This is a genomic window from Falsiphaeobacter marinintestinus, from assembly GCF_007923355.1.
Taxonomy (GTDB): Bacteria; Pseudomonadota; Alphaproteobacteria; order Rhodobacterales; family Rhodobacteraceae; genus Phaeobacter_A; species Phaeobacter_A marinintestinus.
Window position 1 is genome coordinate 829420 of record NZ_VOGO01000001.1, and the last position, 26996, is coordinate 856415.

Here is a 26996-nt window from a genome sequence, read left to right on the forward strand (position 1 = left end):
TTATGACGCGTGACGCCTTGACCTTCCCCTGACTGGAACCCTTATCTGATCCGCATAAACTCAGAACGGGACCAAAGCGATGTCGGACGCGACAACGAGATTACAGATCAGCGGAATGGGGTGTGCGTCTTGCGTGGGCCGGGTCGACAAGGCGCTGCGCGCGGTGCCGGGGGTGCGTGAAGCATCAATCAATCTGGCTGCCGAAACGGCTGAAATCATCCATGACCAAACTGTGCTGCCCGGCGCGCTGACCGAGGCTTTGGCGCAGGCCGGGTATCCGGCTGTCACCGCTGACGCCGAGTTTGAGATCGAAGGGATGAGCTGTGCCTCATGTGTCGGGCGGGTCGAAAGGGCGCTCGCCAGTGGCGCAGGCGTGCTGTCGGCGCAGGTGAACCTGGCGACAGAGCGGGCCCGCGTCACCTATGCGGCAGGCGCGACGGACCCAGACGCCATTGCGGCGATAGCAACGCAGGCTGGCTATTCGGCGCAGGTGGTTGACGCCACCCTGCCCGATATGGCTGACCGCAAGGCCGACGAGATCCGGCATCTGGCGCGTGCGACCCTGATCGCTGCGGTGCTGGCATTGCCGGTCTTCCTGATCGAGATGGGCAGTCATATGATCCCGTCGCTGCATCATCTGATCGCGCGGACCATCGGAACCGAGACCAGCCATCTGATCCAGTTCGTTTTGACCACTGCTGTATTGGCCGGGCCGGGGCGCGTGTTTTACCTCAAGGGCTTCCCTGCCCTGTTTCGCGGTGCTCCGGACATGAATGCCCTGGTCGCGCTGGGGACGTCGGCGGCGTACGGGTATTCGGTGATTGCAACCTTTGCGCCCAAAGTGCTGCCGACCGGAACTGCAAACGTGTATTATGAAGCTGCGGCGGTGATTGTCGTTCTGATCCTGCTGGGACGTCTGTTGGAGGCCCGCGCAAAAGGGCGCACGGGGGCTGCGATTCGCAAGCTGGTCGGGCTCCAGCCCGCGACCGCCCTTCTTGATCGCGACGGGCAGACGGTGGAGCGCCCCATTGCCCAGATCCGCGTCGGGGAAACCGTGCATGTGCGCCCGGGTGAGCGTATCGCCGTGGATGGCGCAGTGCTGACCGGGGCGTCTTATGTGGATGAAAGCATGATCACCGGAGAACCGGTGCCGGTTGAAAAGACGCCCGGCGCCGAAGTGGTTGGCGGCACTGTCAACGGCACCGGCGCGCTGAGCCTGCAGGCGACACGGGTCGGCAGCGACACGGCATTGGCCCAGATCATCCGCATGGTGGAACAGGCGCAGGGCGCCAAACTGCCCATTCAGGGGCTGGTGGACCGGATTACCGGCTGGTTTGTTCCAGCGGTTCTTGCTGCCGCCATGCTGACCGTTCTGATCTGGCTGATGTTCGGCCCCGATCCGGCGCTGTCACTGGCGTTGGTCGCCGGTGTGTCGGTGCTGATCATCGCCTGCCCCTGTGCGATGGGTCTGGCGACGCCGACGTCGATCATGGTGGGAACCGGGCGCGCGGCAGAGCTGGGTGTTCTGTTTCGCAAAGGGGACGCCCTGCAACGCCTGCAGAGCGCCCGTGTTGTGGTGTTGGACAAGACCGGCACGTTGACGATGGGCAAGCCTGCACTGACGGATCTGGTCACCACTGAAGGCATTGACGCTGACGATCTGCTGCGGCTTTGCGCGTCGGCGGAAGCGCTGTCCGAACACCCCCTGGGACGGGCCATTGTCGACGCCGCACATCGCAAAGGACTGGACGCGCCCATTGCCGAGGATGTGCAGGCGCTGACCGGGATGGGGCTGCAGGCCAACGTGGAAGGCCGCCAGATCCTGATCGGGGCCGAGCGGTTGATGGACCGGGAACACATCCCGACAGGTGCCTTGACGGACGCGGCCCAAACCCTCAGCGCCAAGGGCCGCAGCCCGGTCTTTGTTGCGCTGGACGGCAAACTGGCCGGGCTGATCGCCATGTCTGACCCGATCAAACCGACGTCTCCGGCAGCGATCCGCGCGCTGAAGGCGCAGGGGCTTGGGGTCGCCATGGTCACAGGCGACGCCAAAGCCACAGCCGACGCCGTCGCGGCCGAGCTGGGCATCGACCATGTTGTGGCAGGCGTTTTGCCTGACGGCAAAGTGGCAGCACTTGAAACGCTCAGGGAGCAATACGGCCAACTGGCCTTTGTCGGCGACGGCATCAACGACGCCCCGGCCCTGGCGGCGGCAGATATCGGCATCGCCATCGGCACCGGGACGGATGTGGCGATTGAAGCTGCGGATGTGGTGCTGATGTCGGGGGATCTGCAAGGCGTGGTCACTGCCTTTGATCTGAGCCGCAGAACCATGCGCAACATCAAGCAGAACCTGTTCTGGGCTTTCGGGTATAACACGGTGCTGATCCCGGTGGCCGCCGGGGTGCTTTATCCCTTTGGCGGACCACTGTTGTCGCCCGCGCTCGCGGCAGGGGCGATGGCCCTGTCCAGCGTGTTCGTGCTGACCAATGCGCTGCGCTTGCGTCGGGTCCGCCCGGCGCTGACAAAGCCCGACACACCCTTGCAAAATACCGTAACCAAGGGCGCCCAGCCCTCGCTCGCCGGATAGGAGGTCCATATGAACATCGGGGATGTCTCAACCCGCTGCGGTCTGCCCGCGAAAACCATCCGTTATTACGAAGACATTGGGCTGGTCACGCCGGCGCGCGGTGAAAACGGGTACCGGTCGTTTCGCGAACAGGACCTGCACAAGCTGTCGTTTCTGGGACGGGCCCGCACGCTTGGCTTTACCATCGAAGACTGCCGGACCCTGATGGCGCTGTACGAAGATGAGACCCGCGCCAGCGCCGACGTCAAAAAGGTGGCACGCGATCACCTGCGCAAGATCGAAGACAAAATCGCCGATCTGGAAGCGATGCGCGATACGCTTACCCATCTGGTCGATGCCTGCGCCGGGGACAATCGCCCCGACTGCCCGATCCTGAAAGATCTGGGGCAGGATCTGGCTGGCTGAGACCGGCTTTGCATCCTGCAAAAAACCCGTCATGGTGCGCACCGGAACAGACGGGGCCCATCGCGCGCAGGAGGAGCCGGGCCCCGGCACCTGCAGCCCTCCGATCGCGAAAAGGAATTTCGAAATGGCAAAAGTTGCGTTTCTGGGCCTGGGAGTCATGGGCTATCCGATGGCGGGCCACCTGAAGGCCGCCGGGCATGATGTGTGTGTGTTCAACCGCACCGCCGCAAAGGCCGAAAAATGGGTCGAAGAACATGGTGGCAGCATGGGTGTCACACCTGCCGAAGCCGCCAAAGGCGCGGATTTCGTAATGTCCTGCGTCGGCAATGACGACGATCTGCGGGCTGTGTGTACTGGCCCCGACGGCGCGTTCGCAGGCATGGACAGCGGCACGATCTTTGTTGACCACACCACCGTGTCAGCCAAAGTCACAGCCGAGCTCTATGCGGTTGCGTCTGACAAGGGCATTGGCTTTGTCGACGCGCCTGTATCGGGTGGTCAGGCAGGGGCCGAGAACGGCGTATTGTCAATCATGTGTGGCGGCGATCAGGACAAATACGATGCCGCAGAACCCATCATGCAGGCCTATGGCCGGTCGATCAAACGGCTGGGCGACAGCGGTGCGGGGCAGTTGACCAAGATGGTCAACCAGATCTGCATCGCCGGTCTTGTGCAGGGCCTCAGTGAAGGCCTGCATTTTGCCGAAAAAGCCGGGCTGGATGGCAAGGCTGTGGTCGATGTGATCTCTGGCGGAGCTGCCGGATCGTGGCAGATGGCCAACCGCTATGAAACCATGCTGGACGATCGTTTCGAACACGGGTTCGCAGTAGACTGGATGCGCAAGGATCTGGGCATCTGTCTGGACACCAGCAACGACATCGGCGCCAGCCTGCCGGTGACGGCCTTGGTCGATCAATTCTATAAAGACGTCCAGAAGCAGGGGGGCGGGCGCTGGGATACCTCCAGCCTGATCCGCCGTCTTCGGGCTATGGGCTAAGCTGCAAACGGTGTCCCCCGCAGATTACCGGGGGACACCGGCGGTCTGCACCGCCAGCGCCCGATGCGGGTTTTTGTGTACTCTTGGTGAAATTTATTGCACAAAGGGAAAGAAACGTATCCGCCACGTCGTCAGCCCTGACGTTTTGCCAGCCCGCGATCCGCGCATTGGGATTGAAAATGAAAGATCAAACCACCGCCAAATGGCACTCAGCCTTTAGTGCCGGTTGCCCCATCCCAAAAGCCGCCGCGCGTCGGGTGGCGTAACGATGGGCAAGCAGGAACAGAAATTTGACGTCGCCGCCTCGGTTGCTTCACCCATCAAGGACCGTGTCGTCGAAATCTATGTCAGCAAGGGCTTTAACGGGCTTGAGTTGAATTCGGTGACCCATGTGCTGGCCACGGCCAACCTCGTGCTCAGGCGCGATGTGTTTTCGTGGCGCTTTTCGACAGACACGCCCGGGCTTGTCACTAGCGATCAGGGCACGCTTGTACGGGGCGAACCATCCGTCACCGATCATGGTCTGGCCGATATGATGGTCGTCATTGGCGGCAAAAACGCATCGTCCGGCAGTTGGCTGCGCCGTGCGCGCGTCATGCAGCGCAAAGCACGCACCGTTGTTCTGCTTTCGGACGCGGCCACCGGGTACATCAAGGCCACGCGCGATCCGGCCGGGCGGGTCACCACCCACTGGCGCGATGCGACGACGCTGTCCGAAACCGGATATCATCCGAACCTGACCACGCATCTGTCGGAAAACTCGGATGGTATCATCACCTCTGCGGGGGTCGGATCGACGATGGAGTTGATGGTCGGCCTGATCTCACCCCATCTGACCAACACGCAGGTGGCCGAACTGGGCAATCACCTGTTGCTGCAGACCATTCGCAAAAGCGACGCCGATCAACCCAAATGCATCGCCGACACCGAGGGACTGTTTGATGCCCGCCTGACCGAGGCGATCCGCGTGATGGAATCCACCGTGCACGAGCCGTTGTCGATGGACGATCTCACCACCCATATCGGTGTCTCGACGCGCCATCTTGAGCGGGTGTTTCGCGCCGTGTTCGATGACACGCCCGCCCGGTTCTACAAACGCCTCAGGGTGAAACGCGCGCGTGCCATGATCGAAGAATCCCTGCTGCCAATGATAGATGTTGCCGTCGCAACCGGCTTTGGATCGTGTTCGACCATGACCAAAGCGGTCAAGGACGAGTATGGCGTCACCCCATCCAAGATGCGCGACCGCAAGAAGATCTCGCTGCTGACCTATAACGGGCGGACCAACGCAAGGTAACCAATCGCGGCGAAAACAGCGACAATCCCAAACCATTGGCGCGGCGCCACGCCCTCTTTCAAAAAGACGGCGGCCAGAATGATCGTGAGAACACCAAAGGTTGACGCGGCGACCGATGCAAACTCGGGATAGGCCAGGGTCCCGGCAAGCATGACGGCCCCGATGGCCGTTGCATCAAGCACGCCCATAAACATCAGAACCGGCAGTTTCGAGCGATCCGGCAGAACCGGCGCACGCTGTATCAGCGCCAGCACCCCGACAATCGCGACCGCCCCAAAGCGCGCCGTGGCAATCGCCGACAACTCAGTGCCCTGCGTCATCGCAACCTGCCCAAGCGCAAACGAGGTGGCAAACCCGACCGCCGCAAGCCCGGACCAGATCAAGGCAGGCCCAACCGGCGCCGCCGTTTCATCATCGTCAGACATCAGGGCCACAAAGCCGACGCCGCCGACGATCACGATCACCGCCACCCACTGCAGGGCCGAGACCGACTGGCCGTTCAGCACGGCCCAGCCCACCGACAGGATGGGAAAGCTCGCGACCACAGGGGCAACCAACCGCACGGGCCCGATCGACAGCGCCTTGAAAAACGAAATGCCCGTGACCCCGATCGCCAGCCCGGACAGTATCGCGAAGAGCGCCGAATGGGACGACACCATGCCCCCATCAAAGAACACTGCAAGCCCGACCGTCATCAGGCAGCCGGTGGCCAGAACAGGAAACAGCGATGGGAAAACCCCCACCTTCTGCGTCACAAACCGTGCACAGGTGTCATGCACCCCCCAACTCAGGGCGGCAATCAGGCCCAGCGTCAGCGCACCCATTTTGAATTCTCTGTTGGATGGCCTCTATTTTTCATCTGACGCATCCCATTCCCTTGCGGCATTTCACGCGCGTTGTTATTCTCACAGTTAAATATTTATTCCGCTAGTGCAAAGTTTGTACAGTATGGGAGGCGACAGATGCTTGACGACCCCTATCCCAAGGTAAAGCCGGGCCCGCCGCGGCCCAGCCAGATCATTCAGCCGTCTGTCTTTTCGCTCCGCCCCGGAACCGAACGCTATGTGGTACAGGGCGCAGGTGCTGTTCTGATCCCGGTCGAAGCCGGTGATCAGATCACTGTCATCAATGACGAAGGCGGGCAGATCTGTGAAATCGTCAGCGCAGACCAACAACAGCGTGTTCAGGACGGCATCCTTGATCGCAAACCGCAGGCCCCGGCAGATGGGTTGCGCGCGCTGTTGACCGGTAACGATCAATCCCTGCGCGGCCTGCGCATGGGGCTGGATGCGCGCAACATTGATCTGGCACCTGCCCGCGCTGTCCGTCTGTTTGATCCGCAAACCCGCGCCAAGACGGAAGAGACCCTGCGTGTCGAACGCGACGGCGTGGTCATCATCGCAGCCCCCGGCGGCGCAATGGACGCCGAAGCGCAGGACACCACCACGCCTGTGACGGTCATGGTCAAACGCGCGACGATCAAATCCCACGTCAAATTCGAACTGCCCGACCCGCTGGCCGACCCACTGTCCGACATCCGCGTGCACACCCAGACCGCCGAAGCGTTTTTCGTGAAGGCCGGAGATTATATCCAGATCATCGATGTGGATGGCCGCCAATGCACGGATTTCGAATGCTTTTCGGCCCGCAAGCTGGACAAGGGCATCGAACACGCGCTGGACGTGACCACCACCCGCACCCTGATGGGGCACGCCTACCCGATGCCGGGACTGCACGCAAAATACTATGATCAGGAAATGCTGCCCCTTGTCGAAGTGGTTCAGGACACCTGCGGGCGCCATGACGCTTTTGCGCTGGCCTGCTCGGCCAAGTACTATGACGACATCGGGTATCCGGGCCATGTGAACTGTTCCGAAAACTTCAACGCAGCCTTGTCCGAATTTAACGTCACGGGCCGCCCGGGCTGGATGGCGATCAACTTCTTCTTCAACACCTTCCTTGATGACCACGGGGTGATGTATTCGGATGAACCCTGGTCACGTCCCGGCGACTATGTGCTGTTGCGCGCTCTGACAGACATCGTCTGTGTCTCATCCGCCTGCCCCGATGACACCACGGCGGCCAACGGCTGGAACCCCACCGACATCCACGTGCGCACCTACAGCGGCCACGAAACCTTTCAACGCAGCGTTGCCTATCGGCCCACCCCAAATGCGGACCCCAAAATGACCAAACAAACCGGCTTTCACGACTGCTTTGCCAAACACACCCGCAACTTTATCGAATACAACGGATACTGGCTGGCAAACTGCTATGCCGAGGCTGGCCCGATCGAAGAATACTGGGCCTGCCGCCAAAAGGCCGTGATTCTTGATCTGTCGCCCTTGCGGAAATTCGAGATCACTGGACCAGATGCCGAGGCATTGTGCCAATACGTCTTTACCCGCAACATGAAAACGCTGGCCGTGGGCGGCGTGGTCTATACGGCCATGTGCTATGAACACGGCGGCATGATCGACGATGGCACCGTGTTCCGCCTGGGCAAAGACAATTTCCGCTGGATCGGCGGCAACGATTACGGCGGGGACTGGATCAGGGAGCAGGCCGAAAAACTGGGCCTCAAGGTTCTGGTCCGCTCCTCGACAGATCAATTGCACAATGTGGCCGTTCAGGGCCCCGAAAGCCGCGATTTGCTGCGCAAGATCGTCTGGACCGCCCCGCATAATCCCGAATTCGATCAGCTTGGCTGGTTCCGTTTCACCCCCGCGCGCCTGAACAACGAATCCGGCACGCCCTTTGTGATTTCGCGCACCGGGTACACCGGTGAACTGGGTTATGAGGTCATGTGTCATCCCAAAGACGCCGCAGAACTCTTTGATGCGATCTGGGAGGCCGGACAGGATCATGGTCTGCGCCCAATGGGCCTTGAAGCGCTGGACATGGTACGGATCGAGGCCGGGCTGATCTTTGCAGGCTACGATTTTACCGACCAGACCGACCCGTTCGAGGCTGGCATCGGTTTTACCGTCCCGCTGAAATCGAAGCAGGATGACTTTATCGGCCGCGACGCCCTGATCCGACGTAAAGAGCACCCCAGCCGCAAACTGGTCGGACTGGACATCGACAGCAACGTTCCGGTCGATCACGGCGATTGCATCCATATCGGGCGCGCCCAGATCGGCGAAGTCACATCCTCCATGCGCTCACCGCTGCTGGGCAAAAATATTGCTCTGGCGCGAGTGGACGTGGCCCATGCTGACATTGGAACGAAACTCGAAATCGGCAAACTGGATGGCCACCAGAAACGTTTGCCCGCCGAAATCGTACCCTTCGCCCATTATGATCCGAAAAAGGAACGCCCACGCAGCTAAGGGTCAGGCGACGTCGCTGCGCGCCAGCTCAGCGCATAGCGGTCAGGTTCGCGATAAGCATGTCTCGCTTTTGGTCCATTTGCTCCTGGATCTTATGGGCCAGGTCCGCCTCCGGGCCACAGCAGATGACAGCGGCTTGCTTCAACTCGCGGTGCGTCCGGCTCGACGCGTCAAGCATCGCCCGCTGAACGATCTCCAAAATCGCTTCCTTCTCTGCGTCTGGCAGGTCGGAAAGGGCCGTATCCAGCTCTTGCGTCACGCGCGCGGTAAGCCTCTCAAGATTCATATTGTCGTCTCCAGTTCTCACCTGCTCGGTGTAGAAAGCGCAGGTGCCGCAGGTCAGTGTCTGCAGTTCTATCCTACCCGTGGAAAATCTCCAAATGCTTCGACTTTGTGCCCCGGATGTCCAGCATGAATTAGCCGCAAACCACGCGAAGCCACACAGGCGGGCAAGGCCGCCTTTCAAATTGTGTCTAAGGACTTTTTGCCGAAACAAACTGGGCAAAAAACCGGTAACTTGGGTCTTCTCAATCTTTGATCCGGCGTGAAACACAGACAGGGTATTCATGTTCCCGGCTACCCATCATTCGCCAATTACCCTCAACGAGAACGAGCAAATAGTCATGGCAATCAAGGGGCGTGTCCTACCTGGCTTGGCGGATGCCATTTGGATTATCTTTCTTTCCCTCGCGTTTTATTTCTTTCCGCTCCTAGCTCTTCACCGCTTTTTCAGGCCGGTGTCTTATCTGCTGACGATCGAAAGACTTCTTGTCGCCGAACCAAAAGGGGAAATCGACGCAATTTCCATCAACCAGATTGCCAAAACCAGAAGCACGAAAACCTCGTTAATGGTCTATGGAAACCGTCGTCGCCTCTGGTTGGCGCGGTTACCGGATGCCTGGTATTTCGAGACAGTGCTTTGGAAAGTCATCGACAAAGTCACAGTGCCCGAAACGTGAAACGTCGTTGAGGGGCAAGACCGGACATTGCTGCCCGGTCCCAGTTTACGCTTTAGTTCTGCAGATAGACCGCCATGCTGTCGTCCAGCGCATCTTTCCACGGTGTGTGGTGCAGCGGCGCCATGGTGCCGGTCATGACCGAAGCATAGCAATTGTCGCGGAAGGTCATGATTGATGCCTTCTTATGCCCCTTCCACATCTTGAACGCCTGACACGCGCCTTCGACATCAAAGGTCGGATAATCGGTCTCACCAATCAGTTCCTTGATATAGCCACCCTGATACCAAATCGCGCCATAGTCATCTTCAAGTTCGTCCTCACGGGCCACCCGTTCGACAACATCCGCTGCCATCTCGGCCTCGGACGGCAACGCAATCTTGCCCATGATCACATCCCGCGCCCACCATGCCTGAGCGTCGAACATGTTGAAGGTAAACCACTGATCCTGCATGCCCAGATAGAATACCGCAGGGTTATTGACCCAGGCGACGCCCTTGTACAGGTTCGCGGTGGCCAACCGGTTCGTTGACTTCAGCCGCAAGTCTTCGGCCATGAACGGGAAGTGATGCAGATAGCCGGTGCACAGGATAATCGCATCGACGTCCCGGGTGGTGCCATCCTTGAAATGCGCGGTGTTGCCGACGACTTTGGTCAGCAGCGGCACCTCAGACCAATTGTCAGGCCAGTCAAACCCCATCGCCGCCGTGCGGTGCGATACGGTGATCGATTTCGCGCCGTATTTCCAACATTGTGACCCGATATCTTCGGCAGAATAACTGGTACCAACGATCAGGATGTCCTGATCCTTGAACTCAAGCGCGTCGCGAAAATCATGGGCATGCAAAATCCGCCCCTTGAAGCTTTCGAAGCCTTCGAACTCGGGCACATTCGGCGTTGAAAAATGCCCCGAAGCGCAGATCACATAGTCGAATTCTTCGGTGTATTCGTGATCATTCGGCAGGTCCGTGACCGTGACGCTGAACACGTCGTTTTCGAACTCGACCCGGCGCACGACCGTTTCAAACCGGATCAGATCGCGCACATCCGCCTTGTCGACACGGCCCTGAATATAGTCAAACAGAACCGCCCTTGGTGGATAGGAAGCGATCTGTTTTCCAAAGTGTTCCTCGAACGTATAATCCGCGAATTCAAGACCTTCTTTGGGGCCGTTGGACCAAAGATAGCGATACATCGACCCGTGGACCGGCTCACCATATTTGTCCAACCCGGTGCGCCACGTATAGTTCCACAAGCCCCCCCAGTTGCTTTGCTTTTCAAAGCAAACGATTTCGGGAATCTCTTCTCCATTCTGCTTGGCCGACTGAAAGGCGCGCAGCTGAGCAAGGCCAGAAGGACCGGCTCCTATGATGGCGATACGTTTGGGCATTGTGCGACTCTCCTCGGACATTTGGCGTTGATCCAATTCGACCCAAATCGCCCCTGCAAGTCAACTATTTTGAACGATAGTAAAAATTTCACACGCCGCTTTTTGACGTGCTAGTATGGATTTCAGGCAGGCAGAGCCCCAAAAGGCAGCATAGGTAAAACATGACGAAACCACATTTCAGTTTTTGGATCATCGCAGGGCTGGGGCTTGTCTGGAACCTGATGGGGTGCCTGAATTTCATCGCGCAGATGAATGCTGAAACGGTCGATCAGATGCCGGAACTTTATCAACTGATCATCAAAACCCGCCCCACCTGGGCAACGGCCGCGTTTGGCGTCGCCGTATTCGCCGGGGCCACGGGATGCATCTTGGTCCTTCTCAGACGGAGGGCCGCCGTGCAGGTCCTGTTGGCATCAATGGTCGGCATCGTTCTGACAATGGCCCAGACCGTTTCCGTGGTCGGCGTCTCGCCCAGCACACTTCTGGCCGTTTTGATCGGAGGGGCGCTGTTGTGGTATTCTTCGATCGCCGCGCGGGCCGGGTGGCTAAACTAAAAAAACCGCGCCCGAACATCGGACGCGGTCTGAAACCTGCGGAGAAAAACAACTCAGATATCGAGCGTATTGTCCTTTTCCCACTGCGAGAAATGGGAAATGAAATCATCCCACTCCTGCATCTTCATCTTGACGTAAGACGTCGAAAACTCTTCGCCCATCGCGGCTTTCAACCCGGCATCCTTGTCGTATTCGCGCAGGGCATCCAGCATGTTCAGCGGCAGTTTAGGCGCATCGGTGATCGTGTGCCCTTCGGCATACATATCAATATCGTGGCGTGGTCCGGGGTCGGCTTTTGACCGGATGCCATCAAGGCCCGCCGCGATGATCACTGCCTGCAACAGATAGGGGTTCGTCGCCCCGTCCGGCAGCCGCAATTCGAACCGGCCCGGGCCCGGAACGCGTACCATATGCGTGCGGTTATTGCCCGTCCACGTCACGGTGTTGGGCGCCCAGGTTGCGCCGGACATCGTGCGCGGCGCGTTGATACGCTTATAGCTGTTGACCGTCGGGTTGGTGATCGCCGCCAGGGCGGATGCATGTTTCATGATGCCGCCAAGGAAATGACGGCCCTTTTCGGACAGGCCCAGTTCGGCCGTCTGGCTGCTGTTATTCGCCTCCATCGCAAACACGTTGGTTTCCGACGCCGCGCCCGGCGCATCCCAGACCGAGATGTGGGCATGGCAGCCGTTACCGGTCAGACCTTCGACCGGTTTCGGCATGAAGGTTGCACGGAACCCGTGTTTTTCAGCAACGCTTTTGGTCATGAACTTGAAGAACGAATGCTTGTCAGCCGTGCGCAGCACATCGTCGAAATCCCAGTTCATTTCGAACTGGCCATTCGCGTCCTCATGGTCGTTCTGATACGGGCCCCACCCCAGATCCAGCATGTAGTCGCAGATCTCGCGCACCACGTCATAGCGGCGCATCACGGCCTGCTGGTCATAGCAGGGCTTGGCGGCGGTGTCGTATTCGTCCGAAATCTGGCTGCCATCGGGCGTCATCAGGAAATATTCGGCCTCGATCCCGGTTTTGACATGCAGGCCTTCTTCGGCAGCTTCATCGATCAGGCGGCGCAGAACGTTGCGCGGTGCTTGCGCGACGTCTTCGCCTTCCATCACGCAGTTGCCGGCAACCCACGCCACTTCGGGCTTCCACGGAAGCTGGATCACCGATGACGGGTCCGGCACCGCCAGCATATCGGGATGCGCCGGGGTCATGTCCAGCCAGGTGGCAAACCCGGCAAACCCAGCCCCATCCGCCTGCATGTCGGCAATGGCCTGCGCGGGCACCAGTTTCGCGCGCTGGCCGCCAAACAGGTCGGTGAAGGAAATCATGAAGTATTTGACGCCATTCTCGGCTGCAAACTGTGCAAGATCGATGGTCATGTGTCTGTTCCTGTTGGGCTTGGTATGGTGAGGGCGCGTACCGTGCTGGCCGCGCCCTTATTATCAGATCAATAAGTTGTGCCGGGTTTGCCCGGGTACCAGTCGGTCCCGGCCAGCGGGATTTTCGCCATCGCCGCCGCCTCAAGCGTCAGCGCGCACAGATCTTCGGGTTCAAGATTGTGCAGGTGGTTCTTGCCGCACGCCCGCGCGATGGTCTGCGCTTCCAGCGTCATCACCTTGAGATAGTTGTTCAGACGCCGCCCGCCTTCGATGGGATCGAACCGTTTCATCAACTCCGGGTCCTGCGTGGTGATGCCCGCCGGATCCTGCCCTTCGTGCCAGTCGTCATAAGCGCCCGCTGTAGTGCCAAGCGCGTTATAGTCAGCCTCCCACTTGGGGTCATTGTCGCCCAGAGCGATCAGGGCTGCGGTGCCAATGGCCACCGCATCGGCGCCCATCGCCATCGCCTTGGCCACATCCGCGCCGTTGCGGATACCACCCGACACGATCAGCTGCACTTCACGGTGCATGTCCAGATCCTGAAGTGCGCGCACGGCTTCGCGGATACAGGCCAGAATCGGCTGGCCGACATGTTCGATGAACACGTCCTGCGTGGCCGCCGTACCGCCCTGCATACCATCCAGCACGACAACATCCGCGCCCGCCTTGACGGCCAAAGTGGTATCGAAATACGGCCGCGCGCCACCGACCTTGATATAGATCGGCTTTTCCCAGTTGGTGATTTCGCGCAACTCAAGGATCTTGATTTCCAGATCATCCGGGCCGGTCCAGTCCGGGTGGCGACAGGCCGAACGCTGATCGATGCCCTTGGGCAGGTTGCGCATTTCGGCAACGCGGTCACTGATCTTCTGCCCCAGCAGCATGCCGCCGCCGCCGGGCTTGGCGCCCTGCCCGACCACGATCTCGATCGCATCACAGCGGCGCAGATCATCAGGGTTCATGCCATAGCGCGACGGCAGATACTGATAGACCAGCTTGTTCGAATGCCCGCGCTCTTCTTCCGTCATGCCACCGTCGCCGGTGGTGGTCGACGTGCCGGCCATCGTGGCGCCACGCCCCAACGCTTCCTTTGCAGGACCGGACAACGCGCCAAAGGACATGCCAGCGATGGTTACGGGAATGTCCAATTCAATAGGCTTACTGGCGAACCGCGTACCCAGCGTCACCGAGGTCTCGCATTTTTCGCGATACCCTTCCAACGGATAGCGCGAGATCGACGCGCCCAAAAACAGCAGGTCGTCGAAATGCGGCACCTTGCGTTTGGCGCCGCCGCCGCGAATGTCATAAATACCCGTCGCCGCTGCGCGCCGGATTTCGGCGTTCACAGGGTTCGAGAATGTCGCCGATTGAATCGGCATCGTGCGCGGTGCGCCGGTGGTGTCGTCTTTCATCCCTGCGCCCTCAATATGCGTTGTCGATGTTGAAGTTGTACAATTTGCGCGCCGAACCGTACCGTTTGAACTCGGACGCCTTTGCATCGCACTGACCGCGTTCCAGCAGTTCTTCCAGGATCGCGATATGTTCGGGGCGCATCTCTTTTTCGATGCAATCGGCCCCCAACGATTTGACCGACCCGCGCACAAACAGGCGTGCTTCGTACAGTGAGTCGCCCAGCGCATCGCCTGCATCGCCGCAGACAACCAGATTGCCCGATTGCGCCATGAACGCCGACATGTGCCCAATGTTGCCGTGCACGATGATGTCGATGCCTTTCATCGAAATCCCGCAGCGCGACGATGCATTGCCCTTGATGACCAGTGTACCGCCATGACCGGTGGCCCCTGCGTATTGCGATGCATCGCCTTCGACCACGATCATACCCGACATCATGTTTTCAGCCGTTCCCGGCCCGACAGATCCATGCACATGCAAGGTCGCCTGCTTGTTCATGCCACCGCAATAATACCCGGTCGAGCCTTTGATATCGACCTCGATCGGGGCGTCCAGACCCACGGCAATGGCGTGGCTGCCCTTGGGGTTCACGATTTCCCAATGGGTTTGATTGGTGTCTGCCGACTGGGCATGCAGAGCGGAATTGAGCGCGCGCAGACCCTGCGCTTCCAAGTCAAATGTTTGCATTTATGCCGCTTTCTCTTGCGCGGTTGGGGCCGCATTGTGCGACCAGAAATAAACTGTGGCGGGCTCGGGCTCCCACACTTTGGCAGTCTCGATGCCGGGCAGGTTGACCAGAGCGCGGTACTCGGACCCGAATGCCACGTATTGATCGGTTTCGGCCATGACAGCCGGTTTGCAGGCGATAGGGTCGCGTACCACGCCAAAGCCATCCTTGGTGCCGACGACAAACGTAAAGAACCCGTCCAGATCATCCAGGCTTGAGGCCAGCGCCTCGCCCAGGGTCGATCCGGTCTGCATTTTCCACGTCAGATACGCAGCGCCAACTTCGGTGTCGTTTTCGGTTTCTATATGCACGCCCAGACGCCGCAATTTGCGCCGCAGCGAGTTATGATTGGACAGCGACCCGTTGTGCACCAGACACTGATCGATGCCGGTGTTGAACGGGTGCGCGCCCATGGTGGTCACAGCCGATTCTGTCGCCATGCGGGTGTGGCCAATGCCATGTGTCCCCGCCATTCCGCGAATATCGAACCGATCTGCCACATCTTTAGGCAATCCGACTTCTTTATAGATTTCCAGAGTTGACCCATGGCTCATCACCCGAACCGAGGGCCGGATTTCGGCAAGAACCTCGCGCGCAAGGGCCACCTGATCGGCCTGCAATGACACCACGGCGTGGGTGTCCTTGATGGTCATCGACACCTTGCCTTTGACCCGTTTGCGCAGGTCATTATCCAACTTGGCAAAGTCCGTTTCAGGGGTATCCGATTGAACGGTCAGCTTGGCGTTACCCTCTGTTTCCGCACCATAAATCGCGATGCCGGCGCTATCAGGGCCGCGATCAGTCATCGTGATCAGCATATCGGTCAACATGTTGCCCAATTGGGGTTCCAGTGACGTGTCTTTCAGAAAAAGTCCGACGATCCCGCACATGTCTACAGGTCCTCCCAAAAGTGATCGTTCATTCGACTCAAACGCTAGCACCATTAGATCAGACGCTCAACCATTGGGAAACTATTTTTCACTTCAGTTAAAAAAAGAGTCGCCAGACGAAAAAACACATGGTTCAATTTGGCCAGCGTCGCACAACGCGAACAGACGACGCATCACGTCACCAGACCAACACGGGGGTTCATCGTGGAAGAGCAAATCGCAGAGCTAACGGCCCAGATTGCCGCGCTCCAGGCAAAAAGTGGTACGACCAACACCATGTTTGCCGAGACATTCTATTATCTGACAATACCGCTGATGATCATCATTCACGCTGGGTTCCTTGCCTACGAGATGGGCGCCTCGCGGCTCAAGAACGTTCTCAGCTCGGGCGTCAAGAACATCCTCGCCTTCGCCTTCATGATCCCGACCTTCTACTTCTTCGGATGGTGGGTCTATTGGGGCTTCCCCACCGGATTGCCGGGCGCACCGGGGCCTGCTGGCATCTCGGGCGTTGAATATGCCAACGCGATTGCATGGGGCTGGGGCGAAAGCGCTCAGTACATGGGTCCGAACATTGCCGACCAGGCATCGGGTGTCTTCTTTGGCGCCTTTGCGCTGTTCGCTGCAACCACGGCCTCGATCATGTCGGGCGCCGTGATCGAACGTATCCAGACGGTGGGCTTCGTGATCCTTGCGGTCGTGCTAGGATCTTTTGCCTGGGTTGTCGCTGCCGCATGGGGCTGGCACGCAGACGGATGGCTGGTGACGCAATGGGGTGTTCATGACTTTGGCGCTGCTGGCCTTGTGCACGCCGTCGCCGGTTTCTTTGCCTTGGGTGTCCTGATCAACCTTGGACCCCGCATCGGCAAGTTCAACGCAGACGGAACCGCCAACCATATCGCGGGCCACAACATGCCTCTGACCGTGACCGGCCTGATGCTGATCATCGTAGGCTTCTGGGGCTTCCTCATGGCCTGTGTGATCGTACCGGGCGAAGCCTGGAGCTGGTTTGCCGACAAGCCGTCGACCATCTACGGCACCCCCATCACGTTGTCGGCGCTGTCGTTCAACATCCTTATGGGTATCTCCGGTGGTATCATCGGATCCTGGGTTCTGACGCGCGATCCGTTCTGGATGATGTCGGGCGCCCTTGCGGGTATCATCTCGACCGCGTCTGGTCTGGATATCTATTTCCCCGCGCTGGCCTTCATCATCGCCTTCTCGGCTGGCTTCATCCTCAAGCCTTGTGCCGACTGGTTGGAAAAACGCGGCATCGACGATGCCGTGGGCGCGGTGACCGTGCACGGAACCATTGGCCTGTACGGCGTGGTGATGCTGGGCATCTTTGCAACCGGTTATCCTGCCCTGCAGGGCGCAGCCGGCGAAGCGCCTACAATCAGCCTGATCGGTCAGATCGTTGGAGCCGTCGTCTTCTTCCTGCTGGGCTTCGTGCCCGGGTACGTTGTGTCGCTGCTGCTGAAAATGGCAGGCATGTTGCGCATCCCGGAAGGTGCGGAAATTGCTGGCATGGACATGGTGAAAGTCCCGGCTCGCGGCTATCCCGAAGGCATCCCCGCACCAGGCATCAACCTGGCGCCCGGCGAATAATCACACAGGAAAGGACAAGATCATGGGTTTTCCATATGACGAAGCAAGCTGGTCGGTTGTCGACGGTGCAATGTTCATGGGTTGGGGATCGGCGATGCCGGGGTTCTTTACCCTCATCGCAGCGCTGATCTGCCTCGCGGTTCTGGTCTTTGGCCAAAAGACCGAAGCTGCCAAGACCCGACAATTCGAAAAGTAATCGACGACACATCGACAAAGGGGCGGCCACTGGCCGCCCCTTTTGCATGCGAAACTTGCCCAACAGGAAAAAAAGTTGCACTACATTCTTGCTTTTTGGCCCGTGGTCGGGCTGAATAAGCGTCAACAAGACTCATAACGAACAGGGAAAATTGGCATGGCAATTTTATGGAGAAACTCCGCCCTCGCTGGCCGCCACGCCGAAATCGGCGGCGAGCTTGAGGACTGGAACGGCATGGGCACGGCGTGGTTTTACGACGACACACCCGAACGCGCCAAAGCCGATTACGAAGCGGTCCGCACCAAAGCCGGATTGATGGATGTGTCGGGTCTGAAAAAGGTCCACCTGACCGGCCCGGATGCGGCCTATGTCATCGACCGCGTGACCACCCGCAACGTCGAAAAGATCATGCCGGGGCGGTCGACCTATGCCTGTATTCTGAACACCGAAGGCAAGTTCATCGACGACTGCATCATCTATCGTCTGTCGGTGAACACATGGATGGTGGTGCATGGCACCGGTACCGGCATGGAACAACTGTCGATGGTTGCAGCCTCGAAAAACTGCGCTGTGGTGTTTGACGACGACATGCACGACATGTCGCTGCAGGGCCCTGTCGCCGTTGATTTCCTTGCCAAACACGTCGATGGCATTCGTGATCTGGCCTATTTCGGGATCCTGCAGACCAAGCTTTTCGGCTGCCCCGTCATGATCTCGCGCACCGGATACACCGGGGAACGCGGGTACGAGATTTTCTGCCAGCGCAAGCACGCCGTGCAACTGTGGGATCAGATCCTCAGCGAAGGTGCCAGCATGGGCATCCAGCCGGTTCAGTTTTCGACCCTCGATCTGCTGCGCACGGAAAGCTATCTGCTGTTCTATCCCGGCGATAACTCTGAAACCTATCCGTTCGAAGATGGCTCACCCGCTGGCGATACACTCTGGGAACTCGGGCTTGAGTTCACGGTCTCTCCCGGCAAGGTCGGCTTTATCGGGGCCGAGAACCATTATGCCTCGGAAGGTAAGGAACGGTTCAAGATCTACGGCGTCATGCTCGAAGGAACCACACCTGCGGACGAAGGCGCGGATCTGCTGCAAAACGGCGAGAAGGTCGGTGTTGTCACCTATGGCATGTATTCCGAGCTGAACGGCCACAATGTCGGGATCGCCCGTATGCCGGTCGACTGCGCCACACCCGGCACTGCCCTGACAGTGCGCAACGGTGACGGAACCGAGATCGCCGCAACCGCCGAAGAGATGCCGTTCTATGACAAAGACAAGTCAATCCGCATCGCAAAGGGCTAAAAGACAGGGGCGCAGGGTTTCACCTTGCGCCCTTTTCATGTGACGAGGACAGCCATGTCGAAATTCGAATTCCCGCCGTCGATCAAAAGTCGACCGGTTTATGGAACGCTAGAGGCCCGCCCCGGCAAGGGTCATCTGATGATCGCTGACGCAGACGGTGCCGAGGCGATCATGGACATCGCAACGCCCGATCTGATGGCACAGACCCACATCATCTATATTCCGCGCGGCACCGATTTTGCCGATAAGCTGCGCAGCCTGAACCCGGCGCAGTTCTACGAAGGCCCGACATATGCGGCCTCGGTCTCGCGAATCCGGCGGGTTTTGCAGGACGCGCATATGGGTTTGCAAGTGTATCTGGCCGGGACCGAAGGGTTGATGGGTCAGGCCCAGAACGAAGCCATGATGGCGGGCATCCCCCACACGGCCATTCAGACCGAACATCGCGGATCAACCGCGCGACGTATGCAATGCGTGCACTGCAAGGGCATCACCGAAGACGTCGAAACCGACCCGTTCGTGTGCAGCCATTGCGGGCTGAACCTGTTTGTGCGCGACCATTATTCGCGCCGTCTGGCCGCCTATCAGGGCGTCTGCATCGATGCCGAAGACCCGGGCAATGTCCCCGCACCGAAGGGGATCTACGAATGAGCGCGGCCCCCCAGAAAGCCAAACCCGGCGCCGAAAAGATCGCTGTCAACGTGACCGCCGTGGTCCCGCTGAACGATCTTGTCACCCGTTTTGAGTTTCAGCGCAGCGACGGTGATCTGTTCCCGCCGTTTTCCGGCGGCGCGCATACTGTTGTGACAATGGATGACAACGGTCGCCATCGGCTGAACCCTTATTCGCTGATGTCCGACCCGGCTGATCTCACGACTTATGCAATTTCGGTGCGCCGCGATGACGAAGGCCGGGGCGGGTCGCTGTTCATGCACCGCAACGTGTCGGTCGGCGACCGGATGACGATCACCTATCCGGTCAACCTGTTTTCGCTGGACCTGCGGGCGCGCAAGCATGTGTTTCTGGCCGGTGGGATCGGGATCACGCCATTCATGGCGATGATCGCCCAGCTTGAACACTCGAACGGCAATTGGGAGCTGCACTATGCCTGCCGCACCCCGGCGCTTGGCACCTATGTTGACGAATTGCGCTATAAATACCCCAACAAGGTTCACATCTATTACGACGATCAAAATCAGGCGATCCGTCTGGAAGACCTGCTTGATGGTCAACCGCTGGGCACGAACATATACGTCTGCGGGCCTAAAGGCATGATCGACTGGGTGCACGCCACCGCTTCGGCGGCCGGATGGCCGGATGCCAATGTCCATTCCGAAGAATTCCTGGCCCCGCAACCCGGTGAGCCGTTCGAAGTGCGGCTCTGTAAGTCAGACAAAACCATCACAGTAGGCGAACACGAAAGCCTGCTGGAAGCCATCGAACGGGCCGGAGTCGAAGCCCCGTTCCTGTGTCGCGGCGGGTCGTGCGGGCAGTGCGAAACCAATGTCGTGTCCCATGACGGAACATTCGTCCATCGGGACCACTGGCTGACCGAAGACCAACACGCCAGCGGCGAAAAAATCATGCCCTGCGTCAGCCGCTTTGCCGGCAAATCTCTGGAATTGGACAGATAAGATGACCATTCAGTTCAACGACGAAACCTTTCGCGACGATTATTCGTTCCACAACTCGGACTGGGCGATCAAACGCTTTCCGTTCCCGTTCCACGAAGACAGCTATATGTATGCCGTCAACATGGAGCAGCACCGCGGCGGGCCCGAAGGGTCTGTCTATGAAAAGCGGTTCGATGTGGATGAACATTACATATCTGAAATGCGTGACCGGGCGATGGTGCTGGCCGACGATCCGCTGCGTTGTCAGTCGCTGCCCCACATGACGCTGGCCGGTTGGGACCTGCTGGAACTGATCATGGTCTCCAAATCCGAAGATTACCCGGATCTGTTCGAACTGCATCGCGACGGCGACACATGGCGCTGGATCAACAAGCCGTTGGGCATTGATGACACGTTCACCTTCCTCGACGAAACCACCCTGCCCTATGGCCCGATGGAATACATCACCCGCCAGACGCAGGGCGATTTCTGCGTGCTGGATCAGCGTGACGGAAACCTGTGGATGGACGCGGGCACAGTCACGACCCAGGCCGACTGGAGCCTTGATTTCGACATCGGCATGAACTTTTTTGAATGGCATGCCCCGGTACCGCTTGCCCACGAAAAAGGGATCTTTGAACGCGCCCTGAAGTTCCTGCTAAACATCCAGCAAGGCGCCCCTGCGCGGCGCCTGAACTGGACGATGACAGTCAATCCGCTGCTCGACACCAGCCCGGAAAACTATCACAAATGGGGCGTTCAAAAGACGACGCTGACACCTGAAAACATCGGCGCGAAACAGCATTTGCGGGTCGAATTGCAAACCTTCTTCCGCCTGCCGCGTTCAAACGGTCTGGTGTTTCCGATCCGCTGCTATCTGTGCAGTTTTCAGGATCTGATGACGATGCCAAAATGGGGCCGCCGCCTGCACCGCGTGGTGCGCGATCTTCCCGTCGAACTGGCCACGTATAAGGGGTTCATCGACAACCGTCCGATGATGCTGGATTATCTGTCGCAGTTCGACGACGGGTTGCCGACGTCCCCCGGCATTTTCCCTGACTTCGACACAGAACCGGCGCTGCAGAAATAACCCTGCGCGCCGGGATCAGGCATTCTGCGGATAGCTGATAACCGAGATATAGCGCGCTGGCAGGATCACCAGTTTCTCAGGCCCATGGGGCGAATCTGCGTCAAAGAACAGCGTGTCACCGGGTTTCAGAGGATACACCTCGTCCCCGTGCCGGTAATCCACTTCACCTTCCAGCATATAGATCGTTTCGATCCCACCGTGCTGGAAGGTCGGGAACACGTCGGATTCTTCGGTCAGCGTGATCAGATAAGGTTCGACGATCACACCCGATGCATTGGCCCCGATGTGCCCCAACAGGTTGTACTGATGGTTCGCCCGGGTGCCTTCCCGATCAATCGAAACACCTTCGCCCGACTTCGTGTGCACGGCCTGACGGCTTTCTTCGAACCGTCGGAAAAAGCTGGTCAAAGGCACGGACAACGCATTCGCAAGTGTTTGCAGGGTCGTTAGAGACGGCGACGTGTTGCCGTTTTCGATCTTGGACAGCATCCCGATCGACAGCCCGGTGATCTGGGCCAGTTCGGCCACCGTTATCTCCTGCTGGCGGCGAAATGCCCGAACCTCGCGACCGATGGCAACCTCAAGGACTTTCTCACGCTCGCCATTGCGCGTGCTGTGTGGATCCTGGGTTAGTTTGCTGGCCATTTTGGCATCTATCTTATCAATGTTCACGATTGCAGCCTTCTATACACGTCAAGACCACGAAACAAATCGGTTCTTGGAACTGGTGCGACCAGCATAAGGCAACTTTCACCCTGAGAATATTATTTTTTCATCAGAGTAAAAACTTGGCGATCATGTCCCGCAGCGCACTAAGCTGCAGGTCGGGGAATCGCCCGGCAGGTGTCACATCTTCTTGAGCGGCCAGCACAGCCACTTGCTTCCGCAATCTTCAAAACCGCCTGAAATCTGAACACGCGACAAGAAACAGGTTTTTTGTGACACCGAAACATAAGCTTACCAGTGCCCGCTGGGCACTCATGCCAGACTCGGCTCCCCGGTTTTTCGGCCAAACACCACTCCGCAGCAGCACCCCTTCAAGAAAAAAACTTGATTGATAGGAAAATTATGCAAAACTGACTCACGTTAATAAATGGCAAGAATCCGGGATTCGAAGCCGGAGTGTCAATCAAAGCCATGCGAACCGAAAAAGCGGCAAAACGACCGCGTACCACTAGGGAGACTACAATGAACAAGTTTACGACCGCCCTCACGGCCGGCGTTCTGGCCTTTGCGCCTATGGCGCTTTTTGCCGAAGACAGCAGCGACCCGATCGTGATTCCGATCCACAACTGGTCGTCGCAGATCGTGATGAGCCACGTTGTCGGTCAGATCTTTGAATCGATGGGCAACAACGTCGAATTCGTCACCACCGACAGCCAGGCCGTGTACGAGTCGGTCCGCATGGGCGACGTCACGCTGGAACTGGAAGTCTGGGAAGGCGCCTTTGGCGCATCCTTCCGCGCCGCGCTGGAAAAGGGCGGGTTGCATGACGCAGGCGACCATGACGCGGTTACACGCGAAGACTGGTGGTACCCGATGTGGACCAAAGACGCCTGCCCCGGCCTGCCAAGCTGGGAAGCGTTGAATGACTGCGCGGCCGTATTTGCCACGGCAGAAACCGGTGACAAGGGCCGCTATCTGGATGGCCCCGTTGACTGGCTGAAGCACGGTCAGGAACGGGTCGAAGCATTGGGCATGGATTTCGTCGTGGTCAACGCCGGGTCCGCCGCTGCCCTTTGGGCTGAAATCGGCGCTGCCGAAGCCAACAAGACGCCCGTCGTCGTGTTCAACTGGACACCCAACTTTGCCGAAGCCGTCTGGCCCGGTGAATTTGTCGAATTCCCGAAATGGGAAGACGGCTGTGACAAAGACCCGGCTGTGGGCCCCAACAAGGACGCGCTGTATGACTGCGGCAACCCTGCGGACGGGTACCTCAAGAAAGCGGCGTGGGATGGCATGAAAGACAAATGGCCAGCCGCATACGACGTTCTGACCAAGATCTCGTTCACCAACCCGCAGATCGCCGAAATGGCCCGTCTGGTTGATGTCGAAGAGCTTGAGCCCGAAGAAGCGGCGGCCGAATGGCTGGAAGCAAACCCAACCGTCTGGCAGGGCTGGGCGTCTTAAGCCTACTCAAAACAGGTTATGACTTTCACCCGTCCGGGGCTAAACTCCGGGCGGGTGTTTTAAACACCGATACCAAAATCCGGTGAGGAAAGAGCAACATATGTCCGCCGACACTGTGATATCCTGCAAGAACGCCTGGAAGATCTTTGGCCCCGACCCCGAGGGGTATCTAAAGACCCTGCCTGCAGGGCACAGCTTTGATGACATCCGGGCCGATGGGTACATTGCAGGCGTCAAGGACGTGTCAATCGACGTGTCGCGCGGCGAAATGCTGGTGATCATGGGCCTGTCCGGCTCGGGCAAGTCGACACTTGTGCGCTGTTTTTCCCGCCTTCACGATATCACCGGCGGCACGATCACCGTCGAAGGACAGGACATCATGTCCCTGTCGGAAAAAGAACTGATCGAGCTGCGCCGCAACAAGATGGGCATGGTGTTTCAGTCCTTTGGACTGCTGCCGCACCGCTCGGTTCTGGATAACGTGGCTTTTCCGCTCGAGATGCGCGGTCAGGACAAACACGCCAGACGCGAACGCGCGCTTGAAGTGATCAAACTGGTCGGTCTTGAGGGGCGCGAAGATTACTTCCCCCGCGAACTGTCCGGTGGACAGCAGCAGCGTGTCGGCATCGCCCGATCACTGGCGATTGAACCTGATATCTGGTTTCTGGATGAGCCGTTTTCCGCACTCGACCCGCTGATCCGGCGCGAAATGCAGGATGAATTCCTGCGCCTGCAAGCGATGCTGGGCAAAACCATCGTGTTCATCACCCACGACTTTGACGAAGCGCTGCGTCTTGCCGACCGTATCGCAATCATGAAGGACGGCGCAGTCGAACAATGCGACACGCCTGATCAGATCGTGCTGAATCCCGCCACAGAATACGTGCGCAAATTCACCGAAGACATCGACAAAGCCCGCGTTGTGCACGCTGGCGTGTTGGCCACGTCATCCGACAACGGAACCGGTGATCCGGTAGACGCCAAAGCGTCCGTGCAGGATCTGGCCCGCCTGTTGGTTCAGGACACCCGTGCAATCATTCCCGTCGCAAGCGATGGGAAAATTGTCGGCGGAATGGATCGCGCCGCTGCCCTGGAAATCCTGCTGGAGGCCAGTTGATGGCGGATGTGGCAGGCAGCATCAAGAACGATACAGTCGGCCCCGCCCAATGGTCACGCGGTCGCGTGGCCTTGGCGCTTGTGGCCGTCGCGGTTTTCCTGACGCTTTTGCACTATGCGGGGCTTTTGCCGGACTGGCTGTTCCGCATACCCGAATCCATGATCCCGCCGTTCGCGGGCTGGCTGGATGCGATCTTTAACTTTGTAAAAGACGATCTTGGGCTTCTCAAACTGACCCGCACGCTGACCGAAGGGTTGGAATGGCTGCTGGACGTCACCGCCAACCTGATGTTCGGCAAACGCCGCTGGCCCCATATCGGCCCGATCCCATGGACAGCCGTGGCCGGTGTGGCCGCTGTCATCGGCTATTATCTGGGTGGCTGGCGCATGGCCGCTTTGGGCGCTGGTACATTCATCTGGACCGCGCTGATCGGCCAGTGGAAAATCGCCATGGAAACGATGTCGGTCCTGATGGTCGCGGCCCCTCTGGCGTTTTTCATCGGCCTGACGCTGGGCATCCTCGCCTGGAAATACACCTGGGTGAACCGAACGATCAAACCGGTCCTGTCGGTCCTGCAAACGTTGCCGTTCTTTACCTACCTGCTGCCTGCGGTGATCTTCTTCAAAGTCGGGCCCACCGCCGGGGCCGTTGCGACAACGATCTATGCGATCCCGCCGATGATCCTGATGACCACGCTGGGCTTGCAAAAAGTCTCGCCCGAGGTGGTCGAGGCCGGCAACATGAGCGGCTGTACCAAGTGGCAGTTGCTGCGCCATGTCTACCTGCCCTCGGCCCGGACCGAAATTCTGGTCGGCGTCAATCAGGTCATCATGCTGTGTCTGGCCATGGTCGTGTTGACCGCCTTTATCGGCATGCCCGGGCTTGGGGCCAAATTGCTGGCGATGATGGGCAGCTTCAAACTGGGCCGCTCGTTTGAAATCGGTGTGACCATTGTCCTGCTGGCCGTCATGCTGGACCGCATGTCCAAGGCGTGGGTGGTCAAACAGCCCGAACATTTCGAACGTGGCACACCGTGGTGGCGCAGGCATGCGATCCTGCTGACCGGTGTCGCGGTGTTTGTGTTCTTTTGCATCCTTGCACAGTTTGTTGACCTTGCCGCCGAGATCGGGCGCAAGCAGAACTTCAGCCAGGGCAAAGAGATCGACACGCTGATCAAGGGGTTTCTTGCTCTGGAACCGGTTCAGGCCACCACCGGAGCCATCCGCTATGTGCTGAACGTCTGGATCCTGAACCCGTTCCGCGACTTCCTGCTGTCAATCCCGACGCCCGCCTTCATCATGCTGATCGTGGCCTTTGCTCTCAGCCTGGGCGGCAAAAAGCCCGCGATCTACGGGGCGATCTTTTTCAGCCTCGTGGCGCTGTCGGGGTGGTGGGACCGCTCGGTAATCACACTGTATTCCGTCATCTCGGCCGTCTCGCTGGCCCTGCTGATCGGCGTTCCGCTTGGCATCGTCGCCGCGCGATCCGAAAAGTGGTCACAGCGCGTACTTCTGGCCTGCGACACCGCGCAGACCTTTCCCAGCTTCATCTACCTGATCCCGGCCATCATGCTGTTCGGCATCACCGCGACCTCGGTCGTGATGTCGATCCTGATCTTCGCGATGGTGCCCCTGATCCGCTACACGATCGAAGGCTTGCGGACCGTGCCGCCTGAAATGACCGAAGCCGCCGACATGTCCGGCGCGACCCGGATGCAAAAGCTGTGGAACGTGCAACTGCCGCTGGCCCTGCCGACAATGGCCGTGGGGTTCAATCAGGCCATCATGTTCGCGTTTTTCATGGTGATCATCGCCGCGTTCATTGGCACCCAGGATTTGGGGCAAGAACTGCAGCGCACCCTGGCTGGCACTGATCTGGGCAAGAACTTTGTGCTTGGCATCTGCGTGTCCCTGATGGCGCTGACCTTCGATCTGACGATCATGCAATGGGCGTCAGATCAGAAAAAGGCGCTGGGGTTGCCCGATTGATCCCCGATAC

The 26996-nt window shown here is 58.9% G+C and carries 24 protein-coding genes; 16 read left to right on the forward strand and 8 right to left on the reverse strand.

What is annotated here, in order from left to right; genetic code table 11:
* The first annotated feature begins 79 nt into the window (after positions 1–79).
* The 4 genes from FOY56_RS04110 to FOY56_RS04125 all read left to right on the forward strand — a co-directional run bounded on the left by FOY56_RS04110 (position 80) and on the right by FOY56_RS04125 (position 5289).
* On the forward strand, positions 80–2590 hold the full coding sequence (locus FOY56_RS04110) for a heavy metal translocating P-type ATPase (RefSeq protein WP_146344513.1): 2511 nt from the start codon (positions 80–82) through the stop codon (positions 2588–2590).
* Between the two features lie 9 nt (positions 2591–2599).
* Positions 2600–2995: a Cu(I)-responsive transcriptional regulator gene (gene cueR, locus FOY56_RS04115; RefSeq protein ID WP_146344514.1), complete on the forward strand. Its 396-nt coding sequence runs from the start codon at positions 2600–2602 to the stop codon at positions 2993–2995.
* 31 nt (positions 2996–3026) lie between these two features.
* On the forward strand, positions 3027–3992 hold the full coding sequence (locus FOY56_RS04120; RefSeq protein WP_281288791.1) for an NAD(P)-dependent oxidoreductase: 966 nt from the start codon (positions 3027–3029) through the stop codon (positions 3990–3992).
* Between the two features lie 268 nt (positions 3993–4260).
* Positions 4261–5289 (forward strand): GlxA family transcriptional regulator, encoded by a 1029-nt coding sequence (locus tag FOY56_RS04125; protein ID WP_146344516.1) that lies wholly within the window; start codon positions 4261–4263, stop codon positions 5287–5289.
* On the opposite strand, the gene FOY56_RS04130 is transcribed toward FOY56_RS04125, so the two are convergent.
* Positions 5262–6113 (reverse strand): DMT family transporter, encoded by an 852-nt coding sequence (locus tag FOY56_RS04130; RefSeq protein WP_146344517.1) that lies wholly within the window; start codon positions 6111–6113, stop codon positions 5262–5264. The genes FOY56_RS04125 and FOY56_RS04130 overlap by 28 nt on opposite strands.
* A 138-nt stretch (positions 6114–6251) precedes the next feature.
* Here FOY56_RS04130 and FOY56_RS04135 point away from each other — a divergent pair, with 138 nt between their 5' ends.
* The gene (locus FOY56_RS04135; RefSeq protein ID WP_146344518.1) at positions 6252–8621 is read left to right on the forward strand and encodes a trimethylamine N-oxide demethylase; all 2370 of its coding nucleotides are present in this window, start codon (positions 6252–6254) and stop codon (positions 8619–8621) included.
* 28 nt (positions 8622–8649) lie between these two features.
* Here FOY56_RS04135 and FOY56_RS04140 read toward each other — a convergent pair whose 3' ends face one another.
* Positions 8650–9189, reverse strand: a complete 540-nt coding sequence (locus FOY56_RS04140; protein WP_146344519.1) for a hypothetical protein — start codon at positions 9187–9189, stop codon at positions 8650–8652.
* Between FOY56_RS04140 and FOY56_RS04145 the strand changes: the two genes are divergently transcribed.
* The gene (locus FOY56_RS04145; protein ID WP_146344520.1) at positions 9188–9580 is read left to right on the forward strand and encodes a hypothetical protein; all 393 of its coding nucleotides are present in this window, start codon (positions 9188–9190) and stop codon (positions 9578–9580) included. The genes FOY56_RS04140 and FOY56_RS04145 overlap by 2 nt on opposite strands.
* A gap of 52 nt (positions 9581–9632) precedes the next feature.
* Here the strand turns inward: FOY56_RS04145 and FOY56_RS04150 are convergent, their stop codons facing one another.
* Positions 9633–10967, reverse strand: a complete 1335-nt coding sequence (locus FOY56_RS04150) for a trimethylamine monooxygenase (protein ID WP_146344521.1) — start codon at positions 10965–10967, stop codon at positions 9633–9635.
* A 161-nt stretch (positions 10968–11128) separates the two neighbouring features.
* Here FOY56_RS04150 and FOY56_RS04155 point away from each other — a divergent pair, with 161 nt between their 5' ends.
* Positions 11129–11521 carry a hypothetical protein gene (locus FOY56_RS04155; RefSeq protein ID WP_146344522.1) on the forward strand — a complete coding sequence of 131 codons (393 nt, stop codon included), beginning with the start codon at positions 11129–11131 and terminating at the stop codon, positions 11519–11521.
* Between the two features lie 53 nt (positions 11522–11574).
* Here the strand turns inward: FOY56_RS04155 and glnT are convergent, their stop codons facing one another.
* From glnT to FOY56_RS04175, 4 genes are all read right to left on the reverse strand, one after another.
* Entirely contained in the window at positions 11575–12909 is a 1335-nt protein-coding gene (gene glnT, locus FOY56_RS04160; RefSeq protein ID WP_146344523.1) for a type III glutamate--ammonia ligase, read from the reverse strand.
* A 68-nt stretch (positions 12910–12977) separates the two neighbouring features.
* Positions 12978–14321: an FMN-binding glutamate synthase family protein gene (locus FOY56_RS04165; protein ID WP_146344524.1), complete on the reverse strand. Its 1344-nt coding sequence runs from the start codon at positions 14319–14321 to the stop codon at positions 12978–12980.
* 10 nt (positions 14322–14331) lie between these two features.
* Complete coding sequence (locus FOY56_RS04170) at positions 14332–15009, reverse strand: GltB/FmdC/FwdC-like GXGXG domain-containing protein (RefSeq protein WP_146344525.1); 678 nt, start codon at positions 15007–15009, stop codon at positions 14332–14334.
* Positions 15010–15939: a class II glutamine amidotransferase gene (locus tag FOY56_RS04175; RefSeq protein ID WP_146344526.1), complete on the reverse strand. Its 930-nt coding sequence runs from the start codon at positions 15937–15939 to the stop codon at positions 15010–15012. It abuts the gene before it with no gap.
* A 204-nt stretch (positions 15940–16143) separates the two neighbouring features.
* On the opposite strand from FOY56_RS04175, the gene FOY56_RS04180 reads away from it, so the two are divergent.
* The 6 genes from FOY56_RS04180 (at position 16144) to FOY56_RS04200 (ending at position 21751) form a co-directional block, all read left to right on the forward strand.
* Positions 16144–17547, forward strand: coding sequence for an ammonium transporter (locus FOY56_RS04180; RefSeq protein ID WP_146344527.1), 1404 nt, complete (start codon positions 16144–16146; stop codon positions 17545–17547).
* Between the two features lie 22 nt (positions 17548–17569).
* Complete coding sequence (locus FOY56_RS23460) at positions 17570–17743, forward strand: hypothetical protein (RefSeq protein WP_186766232.1); 174 nt, start codon at positions 17570–17572, stop codon at positions 17741–17743.
* Between the two features lie 156 nt (positions 17744–17899).
* Positions 17900–19048 (forward strand): aminomethyl transferase family protein, encoded by a 1149-nt coding sequence (locus FOY56_RS04185; RefSeq protein WP_146344528.1) that lies wholly within the window; start codon positions 17900–17902, stop codon positions 19046–19048.
* Positions 19049–19102: 54 nt separating this feature from the next.
* Complete coding sequence (gene dmmA, locus FOY56_RS04190) at positions 19103–19699, forward strand: dimethylamine monooxygenase subunit DmmA (RefSeq protein WP_146344529.1); 597 nt, start codon at positions 19103–19105, stop codon at positions 19697–19699.
* Entirely contained in the window at positions 19696–20682 is a 987-nt protein-coding gene (locus FOY56_RS04195; RefSeq protein ID WP_146344530.1) for a PDR/VanB family oxidoreductase, read from the forward strand. The genes dmmA and FOY56_RS04195 overlap by 4 nt, the downstream gene beginning before the upstream one ends.
* A 1-nt stretch (position 20683) precedes the next feature.
* Entirely contained in the window at positions 20684–21751 is a 1068-nt protein-coding gene (locus tag FOY56_RS04200; protein ID WP_146344531.1) for a heme-dependent oxidative N-demethylase family protein, read from the forward strand.
* A gap of 15 nt (positions 21752–21766) precedes the next feature.
* Here the strand turns inward: FOY56_RS04200 and FOY56_RS04205 are convergent, their stop codons facing one another.
* On the reverse strand, positions 21767–22396 hold the full coding sequence (locus FOY56_RS04205; protein ID WP_146344532.1) for a helix-turn-helix domain-containing protein: 630 nt from the start codon (positions 22394–22396) through the stop codon (positions 21767–21769).
* Positions 22397–22939: 543 nt separating this feature from the next.
* Here FOY56_RS04205 and FOY56_RS04210 point away from each other — a divergent pair.
* The 3 genes from FOY56_RS04210 (at position 22940) to FOY56_RS04220 (ending at position 26986) form a co-directional block, all read left to right on the forward strand.
* Positions 22940–23881, forward strand: a complete 942-nt coding sequence (locus tag FOY56_RS04210; protein ID WP_146344533.1) for an ABC transporter substrate-binding protein — start codon at positions 22940–22942, stop codon at positions 23879–23881.
* Between the two features lie 100 nt (positions 23882–23981).
* Positions 23982–24998 (forward strand): quaternary amine ABC transporter ATP-binding protein, encoded by a 1017-nt coding sequence (locus FOY56_RS04215; RefSeq protein WP_146344534.1) that lies wholly within the window; start codon positions 23982–23984, stop codon positions 24996–24998.
* A complete protein-coding gene (locus FOY56_RS04220; protein WP_146344535.1) occupies positions 24998–26986 on the forward strand; it encodes an ABC transporter permease in 1989 nt (662 codons plus the stop codon). The genes FOY56_RS04215 and FOY56_RS04220 overlap by 1 nt, the downstream gene beginning before the upstream one ends.
* Positions 26987–26996 lie beyond the last annotated feature (10 nt).